Origin of the sequence: Marivita sp. (assembly GCF_017643905.1) — a bacterium.
GTDB lineage: Bacteria > Pseudomonadota > Alphaproteobacteria > Rhodobacterales > Rhodobacteraceae > Marivita.
In genome coordinates this window covers 1-20,603 of sequence record NZ_JAEPMO010000083.1, presented here as the reverse complement: position 1 = coordinate 20,603, position 20,603 = coordinate 1, and the positions used below count along the sequence as shown (strand labels likewise).

The 20,603-nt window shown below is 60.6% G+C and carries 22 protein-coding genes and 1 pseudogene; 19 read left to right on the top strand and 4 right to left on the bottom strand.

The features are described from left to right. Positions 1 to 125 precede the first annotated feature (125 nt). Both JJ869_RS14005 and JJ869_RS14000 read right to left on the bottom strand, forming a co-directional pair. A complete protein-coding gene (locus JJ869_RS14005; RefSeq protein WP_292267995.1) occupies positions 126 to 1,070 on the bottom strand; it encodes a dihydrodipicolinate synthase family protein in 945 nt (314 codons plus the stop codon). Positions 1,071 to 1,218: 148 nt separating this feature from the next. Next, complete coding sequence (locus JJ869_RS14000; protein ID WP_292267994.1) at positions 1,219 to 1,905, bottom strand: fumarylacetoacetate hydrolase family protein; 687 nt, start codon at positions 1,903 to 1,905, stop codon at positions 1,219 to 1,221. A gap of 186 nt (positions 1,906 to 2,091) precedes the next feature. On the opposite strand from JJ869_RS14000, the gene JJ869_RS13995 reads away from it, so the two are divergent. The 15 genes from JJ869_RS13995 to aroQ all read left to right on the top strand — a co-directional run bounded on the left by JJ869_RS13995 (position 2,092) and on the right by aroQ (position 16,001). Continuing rightward, entirely contained in the window at positions 2,092 to 2,775 is a 684-nt protein-coding gene (locus tag JJ869_RS13995; RefSeq protein ID WP_292267992.1) for a FadR/GntR family transcriptional regulator, read from the top strand. Between the two features lie 84 nt (positions 2,776 to 2,859). Further along, on the top strand, positions 2,860 to 3,837 hold the full coding sequence (locus JJ869_RS13990; protein WP_292267991.1) for an ABC transporter substrate-binding protein: 978 nt from the start codon (positions 2,860 to 2,862) through the stop codon (positions 3,835 to 3,837). Between the two features lie 73 nt (positions 3,838 to 3,910). Further along, positions 3,911 to 4,672 carry an ABC transporter permease subunit gene (locus JJ869_RS13985; protein ID WP_292267990.1) on the top strand — a complete coding sequence of 254 codons (762 nt, stop codon included), beginning with the start codon at positions 3,911 to 3,913 and terminating at the stop codon, positions 4,670 to 4,672. Then, entirely contained in the window at positions 4,659 to 5,459 is an 801-nt protein-coding gene (locus JJ869_RS13980) for an ABC transporter ATP-binding protein (RefSeq protein ID WP_292267997.1), read from the top strand. Before JJ869_RS13985 ends, JJ869_RS13980 begins: the two co-directional genes overlap by 14 nt. 10 nt (positions 5,460 to 5,469) lie before the next feature. Further along, positions 5,470 to 6,222, top strand: a complete 753-nt coding sequence (locus JJ869_RS13975; protein ID WP_292267988.1) for an ABC transporter permease subunit — start codon at positions 5,470 to 5,472, stop codon at positions 6,220 to 6,222. A 22-nt stretch (positions 6,223 to 6,244) separates the two neighbouring features. Next, complete coding sequence (locus JJ869_RS13970; RefSeq protein WP_292267986.1) at positions 6,245 to 7,243, top strand: 4,5-dihydroxyphthalate decarboxylase; 999 nt, start codon at positions 6,245 to 6,247, stop codon at positions 7,241 to 7,243. Position 7,244: 1 nt separating this feature from the next. Continuing rightward, positions 7,245 to 8,030, top strand: a complete 786-nt coding sequence (locus tag JJ869_RS13965) for a sulfite exporter TauE/SafE family protein (RefSeq protein ID WP_292267985.1) — start codon at positions 7,245 to 7,247, stop codon at positions 8,028 to 8,030. 79 nt (positions 8,031 to 8,109) lie between these two features. Beyond that, positions 8,110 to 9,111, top strand: a complete 1,002-nt coding sequence (locus JJ869_RS13960; protein ID WP_292267983.1) for a tripartite tricarboxylate transporter substrate-binding protein — start codon at positions 8,110 to 8,112, stop codon at positions 9,109 to 9,111. Positions 9,112 to 9,191: 80 nt separating this feature from the next. Continuing rightward, positions 9,192 to 9,704 (top strand): tripartite tricarboxylate transporter TctB family protein, encoded by a 513-nt coding sequence (locus tag JJ869_RS13955; RefSeq protein WP_292267981.1) that lies wholly within the window; start codon positions 9,192 to 9,194, stop codon positions 9,702 to 9,704. Then, a complete protein-coding gene (locus JJ869_RS13950) occupies positions 9,697 to 11,211 on the top strand; it encodes a tripartite tricarboxylate transporter permease (RefSeq protein ID WP_292267979.1) in 1,515 nt (504 codons plus the stop codon). Before JJ869_RS13955 ends, JJ869_RS13950 begins: the two co-directional genes overlap by 8 nt. Then, positions 11,208 to 12,467 carry a hypothetical protein gene (locus JJ869_RS13945; RefSeq protein ID WP_292267977.1) on the top strand — a complete coding sequence of 420 codons (1,260 nt, stop codon included), beginning with the start codon at positions 11,208 to 11,210 and terminating at the stop codon, positions 12,465 to 12,467. The genes JJ869_RS13950 and JJ869_RS13945 overlap by 4 nt, the downstream gene beginning before the upstream one ends. Then, a complete protein-coding gene (locus JJ869_RS13940; protein WP_292267974.1) occupies positions 12,464 to 12,943 on the top strand; it encodes an OsmC family protein in 480 nt (159 codons plus the stop codon). The genes JJ869_RS13945 and JJ869_RS13940 overlap by 4 nt, the downstream gene beginning before the upstream one ends. Continuing rightward, positions 12,940 to 13,395, top strand: a complete 456-nt coding sequence (locus tag JJ869_RS13935) for a (2Fe-2S)-binding protein (protein ID WP_292267972.1) — start codon at positions 12,940 to 12,942, stop codon at positions 13,393 to 13,395. The genes JJ869_RS13940 and JJ869_RS13935 overlap by 4 nt, the downstream gene beginning before the upstream one ends. Then, a complete protein-coding gene (locus JJ869_RS13930; protein ID WP_292267970.1) occupies positions 13,392 to 15,491 on the top strand; it encodes a molybdopterin cofactor-binding domain-containing protein in 2,100 nt (699 codons plus the stop codon). Before JJ869_RS13935 ends, JJ869_RS13930 begins: the two co-directional genes overlap by 4 nt. 72 nt (positions 15,492 to 15,563) lie before the next feature. Further along, a complete protein-coding gene (gene aroQ / locus JJ869_RS13925) occupies positions 15,564 to 16,001 on the top strand; it encodes a type II 3-dehydroquinate dehydratase (RefSeq protein WP_292267968.1) in 438 nt (145 codons plus the stop codon). 2 nt (positions 16,002 to 16,003) lie between these two features. On the opposite strand, the gene JJ869_RS13920 is transcribed toward aroQ, so the two are convergent. After that, positions 16,004 to 17,116, bottom strand: coding sequence for a Ppx/GppA phosphatase family protein (locus tag JJ869_RS13920; RefSeq protein WP_292267966.1), 1,113 nt, complete (start codon positions 17,114 to 17,116; stop codon positions 16,004 to 16,006). 265 nt (positions 17,117 to 17,381) lie between these two features. Between JJ869_RS13920 and JJ869_RS13915 the strand changes: the two genes are divergently transcribed. The 4 genes from JJ869_RS13915 to JJ869_RS13900 are packed head-to-tail and all read left to right on the top strand — an operon-like array spanning position 17,382 to position 20,383. Next, a complete protein-coding gene (locus tag JJ869_RS13915; protein WP_292267964.1) occupies positions 17,382 to 17,678 on the top strand; it encodes a virulence factor in 297 nt (98 codons plus the stop codon). Between the two features lie 27 nt (positions 17,679 to 17,705). Further along, positions 17,706 to 18,632: a methylenetetrahydrofolate reductase gene (locus JJ869_RS13910; RefSeq protein WP_292267963.1), complete on the top strand. Its 927-nt coding sequence runs from the start codon at positions 17,706 to 17,708 to the stop codon at positions 18,630 to 18,632. A 9-nt stretch (positions 18,633 to 18,641) separates the two neighbouring features. Beyond that, positions 18,642 to 19,301, top strand: coding sequence for an HAD family phosphatase (locus JJ869_RS13905; protein ID WP_292267961.1), 660 nt, complete (start codon positions 18,642 to 18,644; stop codon positions 19,299 to 19,301). After that, the gene (locus JJ869_RS13900) at positions 19,298 to 20,383 is read left to right on the top strand and encodes a methyltetrahydrofolate cobalamin methyltransferase (protein WP_292267959.1); all 1,086 of its coding nucleotides are present in this window, start codon (positions 19,298 to 19,300) and stop codon (positions 20,381 to 20,383) included. Before JJ869_RS13905 ends, JJ869_RS13900 begins: the two co-directional genes overlap by 4 nt. A gap of 84 nt (positions 20,384 to 20,467) precedes the next feature. Here the strand turns inward: JJ869_RS13900 and JJ869_RS13895 are convergent. Further along, positions 20,468 to 20,584 (bottom strand): annotated as a pseudogene (locus tag JJ869_RS13895) (DUF815 domain-containing protein); the annotation flags it as partial. Positions 20,585 to 20,603 lie beyond the last annotated feature (19 nt).

Genomic DNA, 20,603 nt, shown 5'->3' with positions numbered 1-20,603 from the left:
TTTCCAGCGAAAACTCATAGAACAGCGCCGCCTGTGCTTCCTGCCTCGGTCCCATCATCGCCGGTTCTCCCCCTCGATTTCAGGAATTGAATCAGCAGTTCAGACTTCGATCAAGGAAGAGTTTTTCAACAAAATACGCCCAAAGCGGCCAGCTTGCGATCCAGCCTGTCCATCAGGCGGCTTAGCTCTTCGTGGTCCGCCTTCGTCATCGACGGCCCCGGCGCACGCACCTTGGGTGCTGCCAAGACACCCCGACGGTGCAGGATTTCCTTTCGGATTGCGAGGCCGATGCCAAGCTGCTGCTCGTAGCGGACCATCGGCAGGTAGGCGTCAAAAAGGTCTTCCGCGCCGTCCACATCCCCTGCCTTATGCCGTTCCACGACCTGCACCAGCATTTCGGGATAGGCAAAGCCGGTCATGGCGCCGTCCGCCCCGCGCGCCAGTTCCTGCGGCAGGAACAGCGCGGCGTTGCCCGTCAGGATGGACAGACGCGGTGTGTCGGCGGTGCCGCTCTCGGCCCGCACGCGGGACAGCTTGTTCAGCCCAGGCCAATCCTCGTGTTTGAGCATGACAATCTGGTCGTGGTCGCGGGTGAGCTGCAGGATGGTTTCCACGCTGAACTGCACGCCTGTGGTTTGCGGGTAGTCCTGCACACAGACCGGCACCTCCGACCCCAAAGCGGAACAGACCTGAGCGTAATACCCCTTAAGTTTTACCTCGGTGGCCAGTCCCGGCATCGGGGCCACCATGACGCCAGCGGCACCTGTATCCATCACGCTGTGCGAGAGCCGCGCCATATTGTCGAGCCCGGCACCAGTGACCCCGACCACCACCGGCACTCGGCCTGCGACCCGGTCGAGGATGTGCTTGGCAAAGCGAGTCGATTCTTCGCCAGACAGCTTCGGGGCTTCCCCCATGATGCCAAGGATCGTCATCCCCGTCACACCGCAGTCGAGATAGAAATCCACCATGCGGTCGGTGCTGTCCAAATCCAGCGCGCCGTCGCTCGCAAAAGGCGTGGCGGCGATAATGAAAACCCCTTCAGACTGCCTGTCGATCCGGTTTGGCATTGCAAATTCTCCCTTGATTGCGGCCGGTCCGGTCGTTGGGTGCCGGTCGGTCCGTCTGGCCGCAGAATACCCATCCTTTGAAAACGCGCCAGCATCCGCTGCCGGGTTGTCGGCGGCGGATGCGCAAGCGATCAATTATGCGGCATTCTCAGATGACGGTAACGGTCAGGCTGCCCAATCCGTCGATGCTCAGCTCCATCGTGTCACCCTTTACCACCGGGCCCACACCGGACGGCGTGCCGGACAGGATCACATCACCGGGGGCCAGTTCAAAATACTCGGACAGGTACGAGATCATTTCCGGCACCTTCCAGATCATCTGGTTCAGGTCACCTTCCTGGCGCACCTCGCCGTTGACCTTGAGTTCGACACGGCCCTGGTCGAGATGACCCACCTCTTCCACGGTGTGAATCGGTCCGCAGGGCGCAGACTGTTCGAACGCCTTGCCGATCTCCCATGGGCGACCTGCCTTTTTGGCGATTCCCTGCAAGTCGCGCCGCGTCATGTCGAGCGCCAGTCCGTAGCCAAACACATGGTCGAGCGCCGACGACACCGGAATGTTGGTCCCGCCCGTCTTCAAGGCCACTAGCATTTCTGCCTCATGGTGCACATCCGACGTGTGCGGTGGATAAGGAAAGGCATCCGACATACTGAGATTGTTGGGATTTTTCTGAAAGAAGAACGGATCTTCGCGGTCCGGATCATAACCCATTTCGATCGCATGAGCCGCATAGTTGCGACCGATGCAGTAAATCCGGCGGACCGGAAACATCGTATCCTGCCCGGCCACGGGAAGTGCCACGACAGGCGGCGTTTCGATTGCGTATTGGGTCATGCGGTTCTCCGGATTTTTTGAAGGCTTAGGGTGGATTAGCTCAGCGCCGTGCGTAAATCAATTCTAGACCACCCAGCGAAATGCAAGAAAAATCATTGATTGATCGCCCAATTTAGGCTTACCGTCAGACCAGAAGCGCCAAATTGGTGGAAATTGGTTGACCAATGTGAGGGCCTAGTCGTGCTCATGAACTCTGTCACGGTGGATGCGGATGACGTGGTTTCCAAACTGCGCTCCTACATTGCCGAAGGGGGATACAAGCCCGGTGACCGGCTCGAATCAGAGCGGGATCTGATTGTGCGCCTTGATGTGACCCGTGCCCGACTGCGCAAGGCGCTGGACACTCTGGAACACGAAGGGGCGATCTGGCGTCACGTCGGAAAAGGCACGTTCATCGCGTCGCCCAATGTCACGTCTGGTCCAAGCAACCTCAAACTGCTCAGCCAGCAGGTCACACCCGTGCAACTGATGCGGGCCCGCCTGTCGCTGGAACCAGCCATTGCCCGCGAAGCCGCCCTGCACGCGTCCGAAGAGGCGGTTCGGCGTCTCAAGCGATCCCGTGACCTCGCGACCGAAGCACCGAACTGGGACGAATACGAAGCGCAGGATGACAATTTTCACCGCGTTCTGGCCGAAGCGACGGACAACGTGCTGTTGCTGTCCTTGTTCGACCATCTGAACGCCGTTCGGCGCGCCGTTGCGTGGAACATGGTCATTCGCACGTCAGAACGTCCGCCGCGCACCCATTCGAGCTTTGCCGAACATGACGCCATTGTCGCCGCCATCGAGGCGCGCGACCCCAAGGCCGCTCAGGAGGCCATGCGCGCGCATCTCGGTTCGGTCTCTGCAAGATTGTTTGGGGAGGCCTGAAGACAAGAGCACAACCCGCGGGACAGAAACAACAAAAACGCCCCGCACATGACGACGATCAACACGATCTCAGGGAGGAGACACATGTTTCGTTTTCTAAAGGCAGCCGCCGTCGCGGCTCTGGTACTGCCCTCTGCCATTGGCCTCAGTGCCGGACCGGCACAGGCCGAGAAAATCCGCATCGCGCTTGCGGAAACCCCGTCAGACGAGCTTGCGGCGTTCTTCGTGGCGCTGGACCGGGCCAAGGCCAATGGTCTGGACTATGAATGGACCGCGTTCTCGGACGAAGAGCTTGCCATCCAATCCGTGCTGAGCGGCCAGATGGATATCGGCTTTGGCACGCCTTATGCGGCCATGCAGCGCTCCAAGGCGCCGCTGCGGATCATTTTCCAGCTGTCCAAACTCAAGTTTTTCCCGGTCACGACCAAGAAATACAGCTCGCTTGAGGATCTGAACGGCGAACCGATCCTGCTGCATTCGCGCGGCGGCGGCACGGACTCGATTGCAAACGTGATCGAAGAGCGTGTTGGCATCACGTTTGGCGAACGGTCTTACGTGCCGGGGTCTTCAAACCGCGTTGCAGCCCTTCTGGGTGGGCGCGCAGATGCAACCATCATCGATTTGTCCAACAAGAACAAGCTGATGCGGAGCGAAGCTGGTGGAAATTTCAACGTTCTGGAAATGTTTGAAGTTGATGCCAGCGACGAAGCCCTTTTCGGCAACCTGAACTGGATTCAGGAAAACGAAGAAGATGTTTCGATCTTCGTCAATGCGCTGGTCAGTGTCTGGCAGGACATGGCCAAGGATCCGACGATCATTCGCCGCGAAACCAATCCGGACGGCCCCATCGGCCAGCTTCCGGCCGAAATCCTTGCTGAACTCGACGGGTTCTATGCGGATGCGGTCGAAGGTGGCCTTTACGATCCCAACGGTGGTGGCCGCAAAGCCGCGATGGCCGACATGGAGTGGTATTCGGCCGCCGGTCAGCTTGAAGGCACACCGGACCAGTTGAACATTGAGGACTTCTGGTATCTCGCCCCGCTTGATGCCGCGATGAAGTAAGCCTCTGTGCTACCGCTGCGCGGGTCCTTCGCGCAGCGGATCTGTCTCTTTGCAGTCTGAAAGACTCCGCCAAATGCCAAACCGCGCCCTGCTTCTCAAGCTGCTCTCCGCCGTGATCCTGTTCGGCGCATGGGAGATCGCAGGCCGTGTGCCTGTCAGCTTCGCCTTTCCGACTTTCCTCGAATCCATGAGCGCGCTTCTGGCGATGACGCTGGATGGCAGTATCTTCGAAGCCTATGCCGAAACCCTGAAACCGCTAGCCATCGGCGTCGCGATTTCCGCCGTTCTGGGCATCGCCATCGGCCTTTGGGTTGGCCTGAGCAACACGTTCGACTGGCTGTTCTCGCCCATCTTCATCGTTATGCAGGCCGCGCCTTTGGCCGCACTGATCCCGCTGCTGGTCCTGGCCTACGGAATTGGTCTGACCTCCAAGGTGCTGGTCGTCTGTATCATGGCTATGCCGGTGATTGTGCTGAACACCAGCGGCGCAGTTCGCAACACACCGGAACCGTTCAAGGAAATGGGGCGTTCTTTCCTTGCATCCGAAACCGCAATCATCCTGCGTATCGTCATTCCCGCCGCATCGCCGGTGATCTTTGCGGGCCTGCGGCTTGGCATCTCTGCGGGCTTTATCGGCGCGATCCTGTCCGAGTTGAAAATCACACCCACAGGCGTCGGCGACATCATCACTTACAGCCGCTCTATCGCGGATTACCCCAGCATGTACGCCGCCATCTTCTCGATCATCCTGCTCGCGGTTCTGTTCCTGAACCTGCTCGAAAAGGTCGAGACCACTCTCTTCAAAGGAAACCAACGTGACTATGTCTCAAACTAAGGAAACGATCACGCCAGCCGCTTCCGCCTCGTTCGAAAGCGCGGTTTCCGCTCGGAACATCTCCAAGAATTATGGAGATGTCGAGGCGCTGCGGAACATGTCCTTGGAGTTCCCGCGCGGTCAGCTCACGTCGTTGCTGGGACCGTCTGGCTGCGGCAAGACGACGTTGCTCAAGATCATTGCGGGCCTGCTGAAGCCCACCTCAGGCGAGGTCGAGGTGAACGGGAAAAAGGTCACTGGCCCCGGCCCCGACCGTGCCTTCGTGTTTCAGGACTTCGCGCTGCTGCCTTGGGCCACCGTGTTGCGCAACGTGGCCTTCGGGTTGGAAATGCGCGGTGTGGCGACATCGGAACGGGAAGCACGCGCCGAGAAATACATCAAGGAAGTCGGCCTCGCTGGATTCGAAAACGCCTATCCGCACGAATTGTCCGGCGGGATGCGCCAGCGCGTGGGTCTGGCGCGTGCCTTGGCTGTGGACGCCCAAGTGCTGTTGATGGACGAGCCGTTTTCAGCCGTCGATGAGCAGACCCGCCGCAAGTTTCAGGAAGATCTGCTGCAACTGGTGCAGAACGAAAACAAGACCTTCATCTTCGTGACCCACTCGATCGAAGAGGCGGTCTACGTGTCCGACCAGATCGCAATCCTGCTGCCACGCCCAAGCCGCGTGTCCGAGATCATCCGCCCCTCAAGTTTCCGGAACAAAGGCGTCGACAACATTCGCCGCGACCCGGAATACCTTGATATCGTGGATGAAATCTGGGCGTCCCTCAGAACCTACGTGGAATGAGGCGGGCATCATGACAGTCTTTGGATACCGTCTTCCCGGAATGTCGTCGCTCCTGCTCTGGGGTCTCTTGTGGGAGATCGTGGGTCAGGCGGGCGTGACATTCTTTGTCCCACCGCTGAGCGAAGTTCTTGGCACCCTGTTCGAAATCCTTGGAACAGCCGCGTTCCAGAAAGCCCTGTTCGAAACCGCATATGCGTTCTTTGCCGGGGTATTCTTCGCAATTGTGATCGGCATCCCCACGGGTATCCTGATGGGCAAAAGCCGTCTGCTGGACGAACTGCTGCTGCCTTGGGTCAACGTGTTCCTGAGCGCACCGCTGACCGCGCTGGTGCCGGTTCTGATGGTGCTGTTCGGATTTGGTATGAAGTCGATCATCATCACGACAACGCTGTTCGCGATCTGGATCATCATCCTGAACTCCCGCGCCGGGGTCCGTCAGATCAACCGGTCGCTGGTGGAAATGGCGCACAGTTTTGGCGCATCTCCAACTGACGCGTTCTTCAAGATCTACTTCTGGGCCGCCCTGCCTGAGATCCTCGGCGGTGTGCGGATCGGTATCATCCGGGCTGTCAAAGGTGTGATCATCGGACAGCTTCTGATCTCGATCGTGGGCTTTGGCGCCTTGTTCGAACTCTACTCGGCCAACTTCCTCATGGGGCATTTCTGGGCGGTTCTGATCGTGCTTTTCGCGCTGGCCTTCACGATTTCGGAATTTCTTGCCTACCTCGAACGGCGCGTGTCCTACTACGCGGCCAAGCGGTGATCGGAATGGAGGTAGAAACCGCGTGAGTCATCTGACACTGACACTGACACTGGCGACCTGGGACCATGACCGCGTTATGGCGTTGCATGAGGGGCGCGTCACGGTGCCCGGCGTCACGCTCGAAAGCCATATCCACCCGACCTCCAAGCTGTTCCCTTGGGCGGTGCAGGAAGCGCGGTTCGATATCACCGAAATGTCGGTGTCCAGCTACGTGCTGCAACTGTCGCGTGGCGGGTCGGACTACACCGCGATCCCCGCATTCGTCAGCCGCGCGTTCCGGCACAGCGGGTTCTTTGCCCGCGCTGGGTCCGGCATCGAAAGCCCGGCCGATTTTGCCGGACGCCGGATTGGGGTACCGGAGTACCAGATGACCGCCGCCCTTTGGATGCGAGGTATTCTGGCGGATGAATACGGTGTGGCCTGCGACGACATCCACTGGCGCACAGGCGCTCTGGATGAAGGTGTGCGGCGCGAACGGCTGGAACTGGCGCTGCCCGAAGGCATGGTGGTCGAGCCGATCACAGAAGGCGACACGCTTCAGGATATGCTTTTGCGTGGAGAGATCGATGGGTTGCTGGCCCCAAAGCCACCACAGGCGTTCTTGGACGGCAACCCGGACCTTGTCCGCCTGATCCTTGATTTCGAGGCGGCCGAACAAGCCTATCACGCCAAGACCGGCTTCTTCCCGATCATGCATCTGATCGGCATCCGCAAATCCGTGGCCGAGCAATACCCCGAACTGCCGCGCGCGCTCTATGACGCCTTCGTGCAATCCCGAGACATTGCCATGGCACGGCTGCGCTCGGTCTGGCTTGGCAATGCCAACCGCATGACATTGCCCTGGCTCAATTCCGCGATGGAGCGGACGCTGGCCAGCATGGGCCCTGATTACTGGAGCTATGGCTGCGCCGCCAACATGGCCGAGATCGACGCGATCTGCCGCTATTCGCTGGATCAGCACCTCGCTGCCGGTCCGGTTGCGCCGAAAAGCCTGTTCCATCCTTCGGTTCTGGATACCTGAGATGATGGAGATGTGGCACGCAGGATTAGGATGGCCGACAGCAAGCGCGCTGCTTGCTGTCAGCTTTGCCAGTTCCTTCATCACCATCGCCTTCGGCATCGGCGGCGGTGCCGTGATGCTGGCGGTATTGGCGACGCTTCTGCCCGCAGCGGCCATCGTTCCGGTGCATGGATTGGTGCAACTGGGCTCGAACGCAGGACGCGCCGCGATCATGACTCGCTACATGCGCTTTGACCTTCTGGGGCCGTTCGCCATCGGGGCGTTGATCGGTATTGTTCTCGGCGGGTCTCTTGTGGTGCAGCTCGAGGCGGGCTGGATCCAGATCGGTGTCGGTCTTTTTATCCTGTGGTCCGTCATTGCCAAGCCACCCGCCTTTCTGAAGAGGTCCGGCGTGGTCACGGGCGTATTCTCCAGCTTTCTGACGATGTTCTTCGGCGGCACCGGGCCGTTCGTGGCAACCTATGTCAAGGCACAGGATCTTGATCGCCATGCCCATGTTGCCACCCATGCGATGTTCATGACGCTGCAGCACCTGCTCAAGACCGTCGCCTTCGGCATTCTGGGTTTTGCGTTCAGCATCTGGGCCGGGCTGATCATCCTGCTGATCGTTGCCGGTGTCCTGGGCACGCTGGCCGGACGTGTGATGCTGGCGAAAATCGACGACCGACGGTTCAGGATCATCCTGAACGTCATTCTGACCTTGCTCGCAGCCCGGCTAATCTATGCCGGATCCGCCGACATCTTTTTCACCGATACGGCGCAACTGCCGACTGGAGGACGTGACTAACCTGCAAAGACACTGCGCGATCTTTGCGGGCGACCATCATCAGCGCGTGTGAACTTGAACATGAAAACGGGAGGAAACCATGTCCATGAAACCAACGATCACCCGCCGCGCCCTGCTTGGAACAGGCGCCGCTGCTGCAACGCTCACGCTGGCCACACCCGGCCTCTTGCGTGCCAGCTCATTCCCCGAGCGGAACTTCAGCGTTTACATCCCCACCGCAGAAGGCGGCGGCGCAGACCGCAACTTCCGCGCGTTCTCGAGCGTCTGGAAAACCCGCCTAGGCGTTGAATTCGAACCCAGCTTCTATCCGGGCGCATCCGGCCGCGTGGGCTATGAGATCTACATGGGCAAGGCCGAGCCAGATGCCTACAACCTGCTTTTCGGCAATATCGGACCCGAAGTGCTCAACTGGGCGATGCAGGCCCCCAGCTTTGACATCAACGACTACATCTATTTCGGTCAGGTCGACAAAGACCCCTGCTGCCTGTTCGTGGGTGCCGAAAGCCCGCTAAAGACGATGGACGACATCATTGCGGCGGCCAAGACCCGCAAGCTTAATGTCGGCACCAGCCGCATGGCGCACCCCGCGTCGATCGGATTGCTGGCGTTGGGTGACAAGCTGGGTCTTGAATTCAACCTGATCCCGCTACAGGGCGGCAAGGGCACCGTCGCCGGTGCCGTCACCGGCGAGGTCGATTTCTCCGTCCTCACATCGGGGTCGGTGATCGCGGCTGGCGATGCGGTGAAAACACTGCTTGTCTTCGGCAACAACATCGTTGGCGAGGCGCTCGACAATGCACCGAGCATCAATGACGCCTACGACATGGACCTGCCGGAAATGCTCTCCACCCGCGCCTTCGGCATCCACAAGAAAGCGGTGGACGATTACCCAGACCGCTTCGAGGTCCTGACTAGGACCTTCAAGGAAACCCACGAAGACCCGGCCCTGATGGAAGCCTATATCGCGTCCAAGGGACAGCCCGAATACCTCGTCTATGCGGGGGTCGAGGAATGCGAGGCCGAGAAGGCCGCGATGCTCGAACTGGGCGCGCGCTACAAGTCGCTACTCAGCGGCGCGTAACACCTGCCAACCGGATCGGCAGCGCACCGCGCCTGCCGGTCCATTCCCGGACCTCACTCCGCAGACAGGACGTAGACATCATGTCATCCGAGCATCACAAACCGCCGCGCCAGATTGGCGGAGAGCTTGTCATCCCCATCCTTTCGGTGGGCTTCACGATCTACTTCTTCATGACGATCTGGAACTCTCCCTGGACGGCGCAGGTCAGCACGTTCATGATCGGAGGCATCCTGCTGCTTGTGTGCGCGATTTTTTTCATTCGTTGCGCCATATGGCTCAGCCGCGGCGAAGGCACGCTGGGATTCGGAAACCTGTTTACGATGGACGACTTCCGCACCGGGCGGATTGGTCTTCTGCTCACCACTGTCGGTTATGTCGCCCTGATTGACACGCTTGGCTTCACCCTGACCACCTTCCTGTTTCTGGCGGTCAGCATGCTGATCCTCGCACGTGGCAAGAATGCGGTGTTCATCACCATGATCTCGGCGGCGATGGCGTTGACCGGTTGGGCAGTGTTCATCTGGGCGTTTGACGCACGCTTCCCGCGCGGCTGGTTCGAAACCACGATGAAGGCGGTGCTGGCCAATGGATAGCAGCACAGCCTCGATCCTGACCGAAGTGTTCTTTGAAACGCTCGGCTACTGGTACATCATCATCCCGACGATTTTCCTTGGCCTGATCGTCGGTGGCATTCCTGGGTTCTCGGCGGCGAACACGATCATCATCCTGATGCCGCTGACTCTCGCACTCGACCTGCAATCCGGGCTGGTCTTCATGATCTCGCTTTATTGCGCGGCGCGCATGGGGGCGGGCATTCCGGCCATTCTTGTCAACATCCCCGGCACCGCCGGGGCTGCGGCCACACCGCTCGACGGCTATCCGATGGCCAAACAAGGGAAGGGTCAGCAGGCGCTGGCGATTTCCTTTGTGGCCTCCTGTATCGGCGGTCTTCTGACGACGATCATCGCCTTGGCGGCCATGCCCATCCTTGCGCGGGTCGGGTTCTACATGCACTCGGTCGAAATGATCGTGGTTATGCTGTTCGGCATTTCCCTGATCGCGTCGATTGCGGCACAGGACATGGTCAAAGGCCTGATCGCGGGTTTCCTCGGCCTGATGATCGGCTCCATCGGCACCGACGTGGTCTATGCCACACCGCGTGGCACGTTCGGGTTCCTTGAACTTTACGACGGGGTGCCCCTGATCCCTGCCCTTGTCGGCCTCTTTGCGGTCTCCGAAGCGTTCGTCATTATCGAGAAACGCGTGATCGTGAACCATGACGGCGAACCCAAGGCCCCCAACTGGGGCGACACGTTCGAAGGCGTGAAGATCGCCCTCAGCCGCTGGGTGCATATCGTATGGACCTCTATCATCGGTCTGGTCATCGGCGTGATCCCCGGTGCAGGTGCTTCCATTGCCAGCTTCGTGGCCTACCAACAATCGCGCAGTTTCTCCAAGACGCCCGAGAAATACGGCACCGGCCATCCAGAAGGCCTGATCGCACCTGAATCCGCCAACAATGGCGTCACCTCCGGCACGCTGGTGCCGCTGCTGGTGCTGGGCATTCCCGGCGGGGCGACGGCGGCGATCATGCTTGTGGTGATGCAGTTCCACGGCGTCAGCTTTGGCCCGTCGCTGTTCGAGAACCAGCCCACGGTCGGCTACGGCATGTTCATGGCGATGGCGGTCAGCTACGTCTTCATGTTCCTGACGATCCTGCCACTGTCGCGCTACATGAGCCACGTGACTACGATCCCGACGATCTACCTCGCGCCGATGATTATCAGCTTCACGCTGGTCGGCGGGTTTGTCCCGCGCGAATACATGTTCGACATGTACCTCGCTTTGGCCTTCGGGGTTCTGGGCTATATCGCCCGGCGCACCGGGTACCACGTGGCTGCGATCCTGATCGGGGTCATTCTTGGGCCGCTTCTGGAAAAGTATTTCCTGTGGTCGCTCAAGAAATCGGATGGCGACATCATGGTTCTTTTCTCGTCCACGCTGGGCAACATCCTTTGGGTCGCCTTCGCGCTGTCGATCATCCTGCCCATGGTGTTCAGCATGCGGCGCAAACGCAAACTCGAGGTGCCTGCAGAATGAAACGCGAAGTCGAATACGAGCTGTCCCGCAACATCCGGCGGCTGGGCCATCTTGACATTGAAGGCGGCGGCGAAGTGGTGGTACGCGATGGCTATGCCTATGTCGGCCACATGAAGCCCCCGATGGGGACGTCGATCATCGACGTGTCCGACCCCACCAACCCTAAAGTGGTGTCCCATGTCGCGCCGCCGGACGAGTGGTCGCACACCCACAAGGTCAAGGTGGTCGGTGACCTGATGATCACCAATGTCGAAATGGACCGCCGCCATTTCCTGCGCAAAGGCGACAAGATTGGAGGTCTTCGTGCCGAAGGTCTGTCAGACAACCAGGTCGCAGAACGTCTTGCGGTCAAGCTGTCGGACATCCCCGTCCTGGAAGAGGCTTTGGCACGAGGCTACAACAGCGGCGGCTTCCGCGTCTGGGACATCTCGGACAAGACCGCGCCCAGGCTGCTGTCCTACGTCAAGACACATGGCTTTGGCGTGCATCGCTTCGATATGGATGCCAACTACGCCTATATCTCGACCGAGATGGAAGGGTATGTCGGCAACATCCTCGTGATCTATGACCTGTCCGATCCGACAAACCCCACTGAAGTGTCGCGCTGGCATATGCCGGGGCAGCACGTGGCGAATGGCGAACCCCCCACGGGTGTCGGCTACAGCCACCGTCTGCACCATGCGATGCGCTGCGGGGATGAGCTTTGGGCGGCAGTCTGGCATGCGGGCATTCGCGTGCTGGATGCCACCGACATCACCAAGCCGACGCTCAAGGGCAGCTACCGTTTTCCCAAGGGAATCCCGGAACCAACCCACACCGTCATGCCGCTGGAACAGACCATCAACGGTCGCCGCTATGCCATCGCCATTGACGAGGAACATGACCACAAACCGGGGCGTCTGCACGGCTTCATCTGGGTTATGGATGTGACCGATCTGGACAACATGGAACCCATCGCAGCCTGGGACCTGTCAGAACGGCTGTGCCCCTGGGTCGGCGAAGCGGGTGTGCGCTTTGGCGGGCATCAGTACCGCGAAAAGCTGGACAGCACGCTGATCTATGTCACGTGGTTCGCGGGTGGTCTGCGGGTGCTGGACGTGGCCGATCCGCACCTGCCCGTCGAAGTGGCGCATTTCATGGAACCCGGCCCCACTGGCGCACCGCCGCAGTCGAACGATGTCGATGTAGACGATAATGGCCTGATCTATGTATTGGACCGCAACCGGGGCCTCGACATTCTGGAGATGAGCCTGTGAGCGACAACGACCTCCTGCCCCCCAGCGTCGACCCCAACACCAAGGCGCTGGGCATCCGCCGCGTCAGCGCTCGGAACGAGGCCTCCACCCGATCCGTGATGATGGTGCGCAACCATGTCGTCATCACCGATGAGAAGGAATCGAACACCGGGCCGACTCCTTTGGAAATGACGCTGTCCTCACTGCTTGGCTGCGAGGGCGTCATCATCAACCGCTGCGCCGAGGCGATGCAGTTTGCCTATACCGCTGTCGACATGGAAGCGGATGGCGAGGTTGACCAGCGTGGCAGTCGGGGCGTGAAGGGCGTGCGCCCGTATTTCAATTGGGTCAAACTGCGCATCCGCGTACACACCGACGAACCGCAGGAACGCTTTGACAGGCTCACAAGGAACGTGGAATACCGCTGCCCGGTGATGAACCTGTTCAAATCGGCGGATGTGGATGTCCAGATCACATGGGAGCGTGTTACAACGTGAGCCTGAGCCTGACGATCAACGGAACACGGCACGACATCACGTCAGACCCGGACACTCCGTTGGTCTATGTCCTGCGGGATGAGCTCAAGCTCAAAGGCACAAAACTCGGCTGCGGGTTGGAGCAATGCGGCGCTTGTGCGGTCATGGTGGATGGCAAGGTTGTGCTGTCCTGCGTGACACCGGTCGAGGTGTTCGACGGCAAGGACATCACCACCATCGAGGGCATCGCCGAGACAGAGATCGGCCAGCGCGTGCAGCAGGCGTTCATTGAAGAGACCGCCGCGCAATGTGGATATTGCACCTCCGGGCTGGTGGTGGCCGCGACCGCGCTTCTGTCCGAAAACCCGGCACCGGACAGCGCAACCACCAAAGCCGCCCTGACCCCGCATCTGTGCCGCTGTGGGTCGCATCCGCGTGTTCTAAGCGCCATAAAACGGGCTGCGGACACATGAGCATTGACGCGTATCCTCTTGTTTCTGATTGGTTAACGCCGCAGGGCGATGAACTTCTGATCCACACAGGAAAGGTGGATATCGGTCAGCGCATTTCGACCGCGCTGGTCCGGATCGTGCAAGAGGAACTGGCGCTGCCCCTGTCGCAACTGGATGTCGCGGCTGTTCGCACGGGTCACGCTCCTGACGAGGGCATCACCTCGGGCAGCAACTCCATCGAACAATCTGGCGGGGCCGTTGCAGCCGCCGCCGCGACCCTGCGCAAGCACCTTCTGGATGCGGCAATCAACCAACATGGTGGCACCCCATCGGATTGGGCATTTGAGGACGGGTACATCCACCGCCCCGGCACCAACATCCGGATCAACCTGTTCAGCCTGGCCCAAGATCTGCCGCCCGATCTGGCCATAGATCCTGATCTGCCCCGGCACATCCCGGACACGCTCCCTGCCCCTGACATGCGCGGCATCGCCGACATGGTCACAGGGCGCTTTACCTATCTGCACGACATTGATCTTCCGGGCATGTGGCACGCGCGCCGCGTCAGCCCGCCCCATGTGCGCGCCAGCCTTCAGGACATCGACCAGGCGGTGCTGGACCGGATCACAGGCGATGGTCTTCATGTCGTGCGGGATGGTAGTTTTCTGGCGGTGACCGGCCCCGGGGAATGGGCTGTCGTCAAAGCAGCGACACGGCTCGGTTTGGCCTGCACTTGGGACAGCGGTGGCGGATTGCCCGAAACCGATGTGTTTGCCCATTTGGCCCCCGAAAACGCGCAGCGCTTTCCGGTGGTCAATGGTACCCCGCAAAACGCCCCGGTGCCGGAACCGCTCGACGCCCCGGACCTCAGCGGTCGGTTCGAACGCCCCTACCAGATGCACGGCGCGCTGGCTCCGTCGGCGGCGCTGGCGGAATGGACCGGCGAACGTCTTTTCGTAAAAAGCCACAGCCAAGGCATCTACCCATTGCGCGAGGCGATTGCCGACAGTCTTGGTCTTGCCACAGACCAGATCGAGATCACCCATGTGCAAGGCTCCGGCTGCTACGGTCACAATGGCGCGGACGATGCCGCCTGCGAGGCCGCCTGTATCGCCTTGGCGCATCCGAACATTCCGATCCTGCTGAAATGGTCACGCGAGGACGAACACGCCTGGGAACCCTATGCCCCCGCGATGGCGGTTCAGGTCGATGCGAAGCTGGCCGATGGCCGCATCGCTGCGCTTTCCGCCGAAGCGCACAGCGACACCCATCGCGGCAGGCCCCGTCCCGGCCCGAACCGCGCAGGTCCGGCAAAGCTGCTGGCCAACAGGTTTCGCGCAGAGGCGATGGCGCCCTATATCGCGCCGCCCAACATGGGCAACCACGCGGGGATGCATCGGAATCTTGATCCGGTTTACGACATCCCCGAGACACGTCTGGTCAAGAACCTTGTCCAGGGCCTGCCGCACCGCACATCCGCCATGCGCTGCCTTGGGGCCGTCGCCAATATTTTTGCGCTGGAAAGCACAATGGACGATTTGGCCCGCCACGCCGGTGCAGACCCCATAGCCTTCCGCCGCGCGCATCTGAGCGACCCACGCGCTTTGGCGGTTTTGGACGCCTTGGAACATTGCCTGCCCCCCGTGCCCGAAGGAATGGGGCGAGGCATCGCCTATGCCCAGTACAAGAACGCGATGACCCGCGTTGGTCTGGCCATCGATCTCGCTGTCACGGACACAGCCGAGGTCAAACTGCACCGCGTGACGCTGGTGGCGGATGCCGGCCGCGTGATCGACCCCGATGGCCTGCAGGCGCAGCTTGAAGGCGGCGTCATGCAAGCGGCAAGCTGGGCGCTTTACGAGCAGGTGACCTGGGACCGCGACGGTATCACCTCGCGCGACTGGGACAGCTACCCGGTGATCCGCTTCGACAATGTGCCCGACTTCGACATCACGCTCCTGAACCACCCAGACCAGCGCTCTGTCGGCGCGGGTGAAGCCTCACCCGGCCCCACGGTTGCCGCGATTGCCAACGGGATCTTTGCTGCCACAGGGCTGCGCCTGCGGAGGATGCCGTTCACTCCGGATGCGATCACACAGGCCGCGTTGGACCTTTAGTCCTAAACACGCGGCGGGTTGCACGAACCCCGGCAAGCTGGCACAGCTAGGGCAACAAGTGCGGAGTATCCCATGTCCAAAACCGTCTTTCTGATCAACGGTCCCAACCTGAACCTTCTGGGCAAGCGGGAACCCGCAATCTATGGCGCGGACAGTTTGGACGACGTGGCAAACCGCTGCGAGGCGCTGGCGAAACCTGCCGGGTTCGATCTCAAATCCATGCAGTCGAACCACGAAGGCCAGATCATCGACTGGATTCATCAGGCCCGTGACGAATCTGAAGCCATCATCATCAATCCCGGCGCGTTCACCCACACCTCTGTCGCGATCTACGACGCGCTTCAGGCTTATGAAGGGCTGGTGTTCGAAGTCCATATCTCGAACGTCCACAAGCGCGAGGCGTTCCGGCATCATTCCTACGTTTCAGCCCGCGCCGAAGGCGTGATCGCCGGGTTCGGTATCGAAGGCTACGAGTTGGCGCTGCGGAGGGTGATCAGCCTTTTGGGCTGACCCTAGAACGGACCATCCTCAAGCACCCCATCCGCTGACATCTGCGCATAGAGCAAGCCTTCCCGCAGTCCCCGGTCTGCGACGGACAGCCGGTCGGTCGGCCAGCAGCGCAGCAATGCCTGAAGGATCGCCGCGCCAGACATGATGAGCGCCTGACGGTCGAGCCCAATGCGGGGATCGGCACGGCGTCCTTCGGGGCCAAGCTCCAGATAATTCGAGATCACCTTTTCGATCTGGTCCGACGTCATCCGCAACCCATCCACCTTGGTCCGGTCGTAGCGTTTGAGACCCAGATGACTCGCCGCGACAGTGGTCACCGTGCCGCTGGTGCCAACGATCTGGAACCCTTCGCGCGCCTGCTCGTCCTTGTAAGGTGCAAACTCGGCCAGGTTTTCCTCGAAATACCAGCTCATCAGGGCGTAGCGGGCTGAATCACTTTCCACGTCCGAGAACTGATCGCGCAGCGTCGCAACCCCCAAGGGCACGCTGATCCAGTCCACGACGCGGGCGGCGGGAAACGGGCTGTCCTTGGTATGAAAACCTGCATGCAACCGCATGATTGCGCGCGGACGCTCGAACGCTGGCACAGCCGTCAGGTCAATCCAGACCAGCTCGGTCGACCCGCCGCCAATGTCCACCACCAGCAATTGCTCGGTCTTGGTGCTGACCAGCGGCGCGCAGGAGATAACCGCCAGACGCGCTTCTTCCTCGGGCTGGATGATTTCGAGGTTCAGTCCGGTTTCGCGTTTGACCTGCCGGATAAAATCCCGTGCATTGTGCGCCCGGCGGCAGGCCTCTGTCGCGACCAACCGCATGCGCGTCACCTCGTGGCGACGAATCTTCTGCTGGCACACGCGCAGCGCGGAAATGGTCCGGTTCATCGACGCACGACTCAGACGGCCGGACTTTTCAAGACCTGCCCCCAGCTGCACGGATTTGGAAAAACTGTCGACAACATGGAATTGGTTGCCCTTTGGCTGGGCAATCAACATACGACAACTGTTTGTGCCCAGATCCAGCGCGGCATAAAGCTCGGATGGGTCGGGCCGTGACGGCGCGGGGCTCTCTACCGGTTTCGGGAATGCGCCCGCACCTTTGGGACGCTTTGGCGCCATGACTTCGCGCCTTCCGAATATGTAAGTTGCCTCAACCCTAAGCCCGCTTTGACTGCGGCGCAAGTTTCGTGATGCACCAAGGTAAAGTTATGAGAGGGCCTCATGCAAAGCCTGAGAATTTTGGACCTGCAAAAGCATCGCCATTCGCCTTGTCCTGACCTAATGTCGCCTCGCGTCGCAGACGGAAGCGGACACGTCGAAATTTGCACTCTTGTGGGACATGGCCTCCATTACGAAAACGCAAGCGAAACGAAGGAATCACGACATGCCGGATGTCACGATTGTCTACTGGCGCGATATCCCGGCTCAGGTGATCGTGGGCAAGGGCCGTCGTGGCGCCAAGGCCCAACTGCCCGAACGGTTCGAGCAGGCGATTGACCGCGCAGCGATGAAGATCGGTGCATCCGATACCGACAGCTACCTCGCCGAATGGCGCAAGGCAGCGCCTTACGAGCTCGAGGGGGACCCCGAAGAGGTCTGCTCTGCCGAGGCGGCCCGCATTGATGCGGAATACGACAAGGAACGCCTCAAGGCGTTGATTGATAACGAAGGCTGGGCGTAAGCCCCCATGACCCTGAGGGAGGCCATCATGGCATTGTTGAATTTCCGCAAGCGCGAGACTGTCGAAAACGGCACCACGCCCGAAATGGAAGCCTTCCTGAAGGGCTATTCCATCGAGGTCATGCCGCGCACCGCCGAGAAGGTCGAGGATTTCCGCGCATTGCTGGCTCCCGGAACCCGCGTCTACATTGCCCATATCGAGGGCACACCAATCGAAGACATGGTGGCCACGGCCAAGCGCGTGGCCACCGATGGCTACCCGGTCATGCCGCACTTCCCGGCCCGCATCATCAAAGATGAAGCGACACTGGCCGATTGGATTGCCCGTTACCAGGGCGAAGCGGGTGTCGATCAGGCGCTGCTGCTCGCGGGTGGCGTGAACCAGCCGCACGGCGATTTCCACAGCTCGATGCAGCTCATGGAAACCGGTCTGTTCGACAAGGCGGGCTTCAAGCGTCTGCATGTCGCCGGTCACCCGGAAGGCAACAAGGACATCGACCCCAATGGCGGCATGAAGAACGTCGAAGACGCGCTGCGCTGGAAGCAGGCGTTCTCGGAACGCACCGATGCCAAGATGGCGCTGGCCACCCAGTTCGCCTTTGACGCCGACCCGATCATCAAATGGGTCGACGACCTGTCTGCCGCTGGCATCAAACTGCCCGTCCATATCGGCATCGCTGGCCCCGCCAAGCTGCAGACCCTGATCAAGTTCGCCATCGCCTGCGGTGTTGGCCCGTCACTCAAGGTTCTGCAGAAACGCGCGATGGACGTGTCCAAGCTGCTTCTGCCCTACGAGCCGACAGAGGTGCTGACCAAACTGGCCGCACACAAAGCCAAGAACCCTGACTTCAACATTGAACAGGTGCATTTCTTCCCGCTAGGCGGGATCAAGACCAACGCCACCTGGGCGATCGAAAACGGTGGTGCTGGCACTGCACCGGCCGCCGCGAACTGATCTGACCTGATGCCAGCCCTGCTTTTTGATCTCGACGGCACCATGCTGAATTCGGACCCCATTCACGAGGCCGTCTTCACCGAGCTGTGGGCCTCGCAGGGGCTGGCAATTCCGCACGGCTTTTATATCGAGCAGGTGCATGGCCGTCTGAATGTCGATGTGTTTGCAGAACATCTGCCGGACGAACCGGATCCGCAGGGTTTGAGCGAGTGGAAAGAGGCACAGTTCCGCGACCGTCTGCCCTCGCCTTACCCCGAAGCACCGGGTCTGACGGCGTTTCTGGATCACGCGCAGGCGCAGGGCTGGCAACTGGCCGTGGTGACCAACGCCATGCGCCTAAATGCCGAAGCAATGCTGGGTGCCATCGGCTTGCGCGATCGGTTCGAGGTGATCGTGATCGGCGAGGAATGCGCGCATGGCAAGCCCCATCCGCTGCCCTATCTGACCGCGATGCAGTTGCTTGGAGAGTCGCCCGAGACCTGCATCGCCTTCGAGGACAGCCCTTCCGGCATGCGTGCCGCCGCAGCCTCCGGTGCCTACAGCATCGGTGTCCGCTCGGCGCTGAGCGACGCCGAACTCCGCGCCGTTGGCGCAAAGATGACCATTGAGGATTTCACAGACCCCGCGCTGCCGGACATTCTGGCCCGCATTGAAGGAGTAGCCGCATGACCCGCACGATTGTCGAGTCCAAGACCAAAACCGCCATCATCGGGTTCGATCAGCCGTTCTGCGTGATCGGTGAGCGGATCAACCCGACAGGCCGCAAGATCCTGAACGAGGAACTCGAACGCGGCGATTTCAGCCGGGTCGAGGCCGATGCGCTGGCTCAGGTCGCCGCAGGCGCCAACATCCTCGACATCAATTCGGGCGCCGTGTTCTCGAACAAGATGGCCGAAGACCCGCGCTACGCCGACAACAACTTTGTCGAGCCGACATTGATGAAGGAACTGGTCGAGCGCGTTCAGGCCGTCACCGATTGCCCGCTCTGCATCGACTCGTCTGTGCCCGGCGCGCTGGAAAACGGCCTTGCCGCCGCCGAAGGCCGCCCGCTCTTGAACTCGGTCACGGGCGAGGAAGAACGTCTGGAGCTGGTGTTGCCGCTGGTCAAGAAATACAACGTGCCGGTTGTGGCGATTTCCAACGATGACACTGGCATTTCGGAAGACCCGGATGTGCGTTTTGCGGTGGCGAAAAAGATCGTCGAACGCGCTGCCGATTTCGGCATCCCTGCGCATGACATCGTGGTTGATCCGCTGGTCATGCCGATTGGCGCGATGGGCACCGCCGGTCTTCAGGTCTTTACCTTGGTGCGTCGCCTGCGCGAGGAACTAGGCGTCAACACCACCTGCGGCGCGTCGAATATCAGCTTTGGCCTGCCCAACCGTCACGGCATCAACAACGCCTTCCTGCCGATGGCCATGGGCGCTGGCATGACATCCGCCATCATGAACCCGGTCGCCTTACCCGTTGGCCCTACCAAAATTGCGGAAAAGCGCGCGGAAGTGGCGGCTGCTGGCATCGTGCTGCCCGACGATATGGACGATGAAGCCTTCTGCATCCTGTTTGGTCTGGGCTCGACCAAACCGCGCCCGGGCAAGGAAATGGAGGCCATCCGTGCGGCCAACTTCCTGACCAACAATGACGAAGGCGGCGGTGCATGGATTGCCTTCAACCGCCAACCGCCGAAAGCCGGTCACGAAGGTCGTGGACGTGAGGGCCGCGCGGGCGGTGGTCGCCGTCGCCGCGCCTGATCTTCTTCTTTTTGCAAATATGCCGGGGGGTTTGGGGGGCTGGCCCCCCAAACGGTCGGACCGCTTGCGCGGTCCGAATTCAAATTACAACGCGACGCCGCGCCGTCCTGCTAGATCAGTAAAGTATTGCCACGCGACACGCCCTGAATGCGCACCGCGTGTGGACTGCCACTAGATCGATTGAGCCCGCAAGGACGCGTCAGCGCTCTAGACGCGATTG

What these genes read in the sequence shown, in the direction of transcription:
- JJ869_RS13920 (WP_292267966.1), bottom strand. Translation starts at nt 17,116, where the DNA reads ATGGCGCCAAAGCGTCCCAAAGGTGCGGGCGCATTCCCGAAACCGGTA.
- JJ869_RS13965 (WP_292267985.1), top strand. Translation starts at nt 7,245, where the DNA reads ATGATGGAGATGTGGCACGCAGGATTAGGATGGCCGACAGCAAGCGCG.
- JJ869_RS13905 (WP_292267961.1), top strand. Translation starts at nt 18,642, where the DNA reads ATGCCAGCCCTGCTTTTTGATCTCGACGGCACCATGCTGAATTCGGAC.
- JJ869_RS13975 (WP_292267988.1), top strand. Translation starts at nt 5,470, where the DNA reads ATGACAGTCTTTGGATACCGTCTTCCCGGAATGTCGTCGCTCCTGCTC.
- JJ869_RS13910 (WP_292267963.1), top strand. Translation starts at nt 17,706, where the DNA reads ATGGCATTGTTGAATTTCCGCAAGCGCGAGACTGTCGAAAACGGCACC.
- JJ869_RS13990 (WP_292267991.1), top strand. Translation starts at nt 2,860, where the DNA reads ATGTTTCGTTTTCTAAAGGCAGCCGCCGTCGCGGCTCTGGTACTGCCC.
- JJ869_RS13955 (WP_292267981.1), top strand. Translation starts at nt 9,192, where the DNA reads ATGTCATCCGAGCATCACAAACCGCCGCGCCAGATTGGCGGAGAGCTT.
- JJ869_RS13930 (WP_292267970.1), top strand. Translation starts at nt 13,392, where the DNA reads ATGAGCATTGACGCGTATCCTCTTGTTTCTGATTGGTTAACGCCGCAG.
- JJ869_RS14005 (WP_292267995.1), bottom strand. Translation starts at nt 1,070, where the DNA reads ATGCCAAACCGGATCGACAGGCAGTCTGAAGGGGTTTTCATTATCGCC.
- JJ869_RS14000 (WP_292267994.1), bottom strand. Translation starts at nt 1,905, where the DNA reads ATGACCCAATACGCAATCGAAACGCCGCCTGTCGTGGCACTTCCCGTG.
- JJ869_RS13950 (WP_292267979.1), top strand. Translation starts at nt 9,697, where the DNA reads ATGGATAGCAGCACAGCCTCGATCCTGACCGAAGTGTTCTTTGAAACG.
- aroQ (WP_292267968.1), top strand. Translation starts at nt 15,564, where the DNA reads ATGTCCAAAACCGTCTTTCTGATCAACGGTCCCAACCTGAACCTTCTG.
- JJ869_RS13900 (WP_292267959.1), top strand. Translation starts at nt 19,298, where the DNA reads ATGACCCGCACGATTGTCGAGTCCAAGACCAAAACCGCCATCATCGGG.
- JJ869_RS13980 (WP_292267997.1), top strand. Translation starts at nt 4,659, where the DNA reads ATGTCTCAAACTAAGGAAACGATCACGCCAGCCGCTTCCGCCTCGTTC.
- JJ869_RS13995 (WP_292267992.1), top strand. Translation starts at nt 2,092, where the DNA reads ATGAACTCTGTCACGGTGGATGCGGATGACGTGGTTTCCAAACTGCGC.
- JJ869_RS13985 (WP_292267990.1), top strand. Translation starts at nt 3,911, where the DNA reads ATGCCAAACCGCGCCCTGCTTCTCAAGCTGCTCTCCGCCGTGATCCTG.
- JJ869_RS13960 (WP_292267983.1), top strand. Translation starts at nt 8,110, where the DNA reads ATGTCCATGAAACCAACGATCACCCGCCGCGCCCTGCTTGGAACAGGC.
- JJ869_RS13915 (WP_292267964.1), top strand. Translation starts at nt 17,382, where the DNA reads ATGCCGGATGTCACGATTGTCTACTGGCGCGATATCCCGGCTCAGGTG.
- JJ869_RS13945 (WP_292267977.1), top strand. Translation starts at nt 11,208, where the DNA reads ATGAAACGCGAAGTCGAATACGAGCTGTCCCGCAACATCCGGCGGCTG.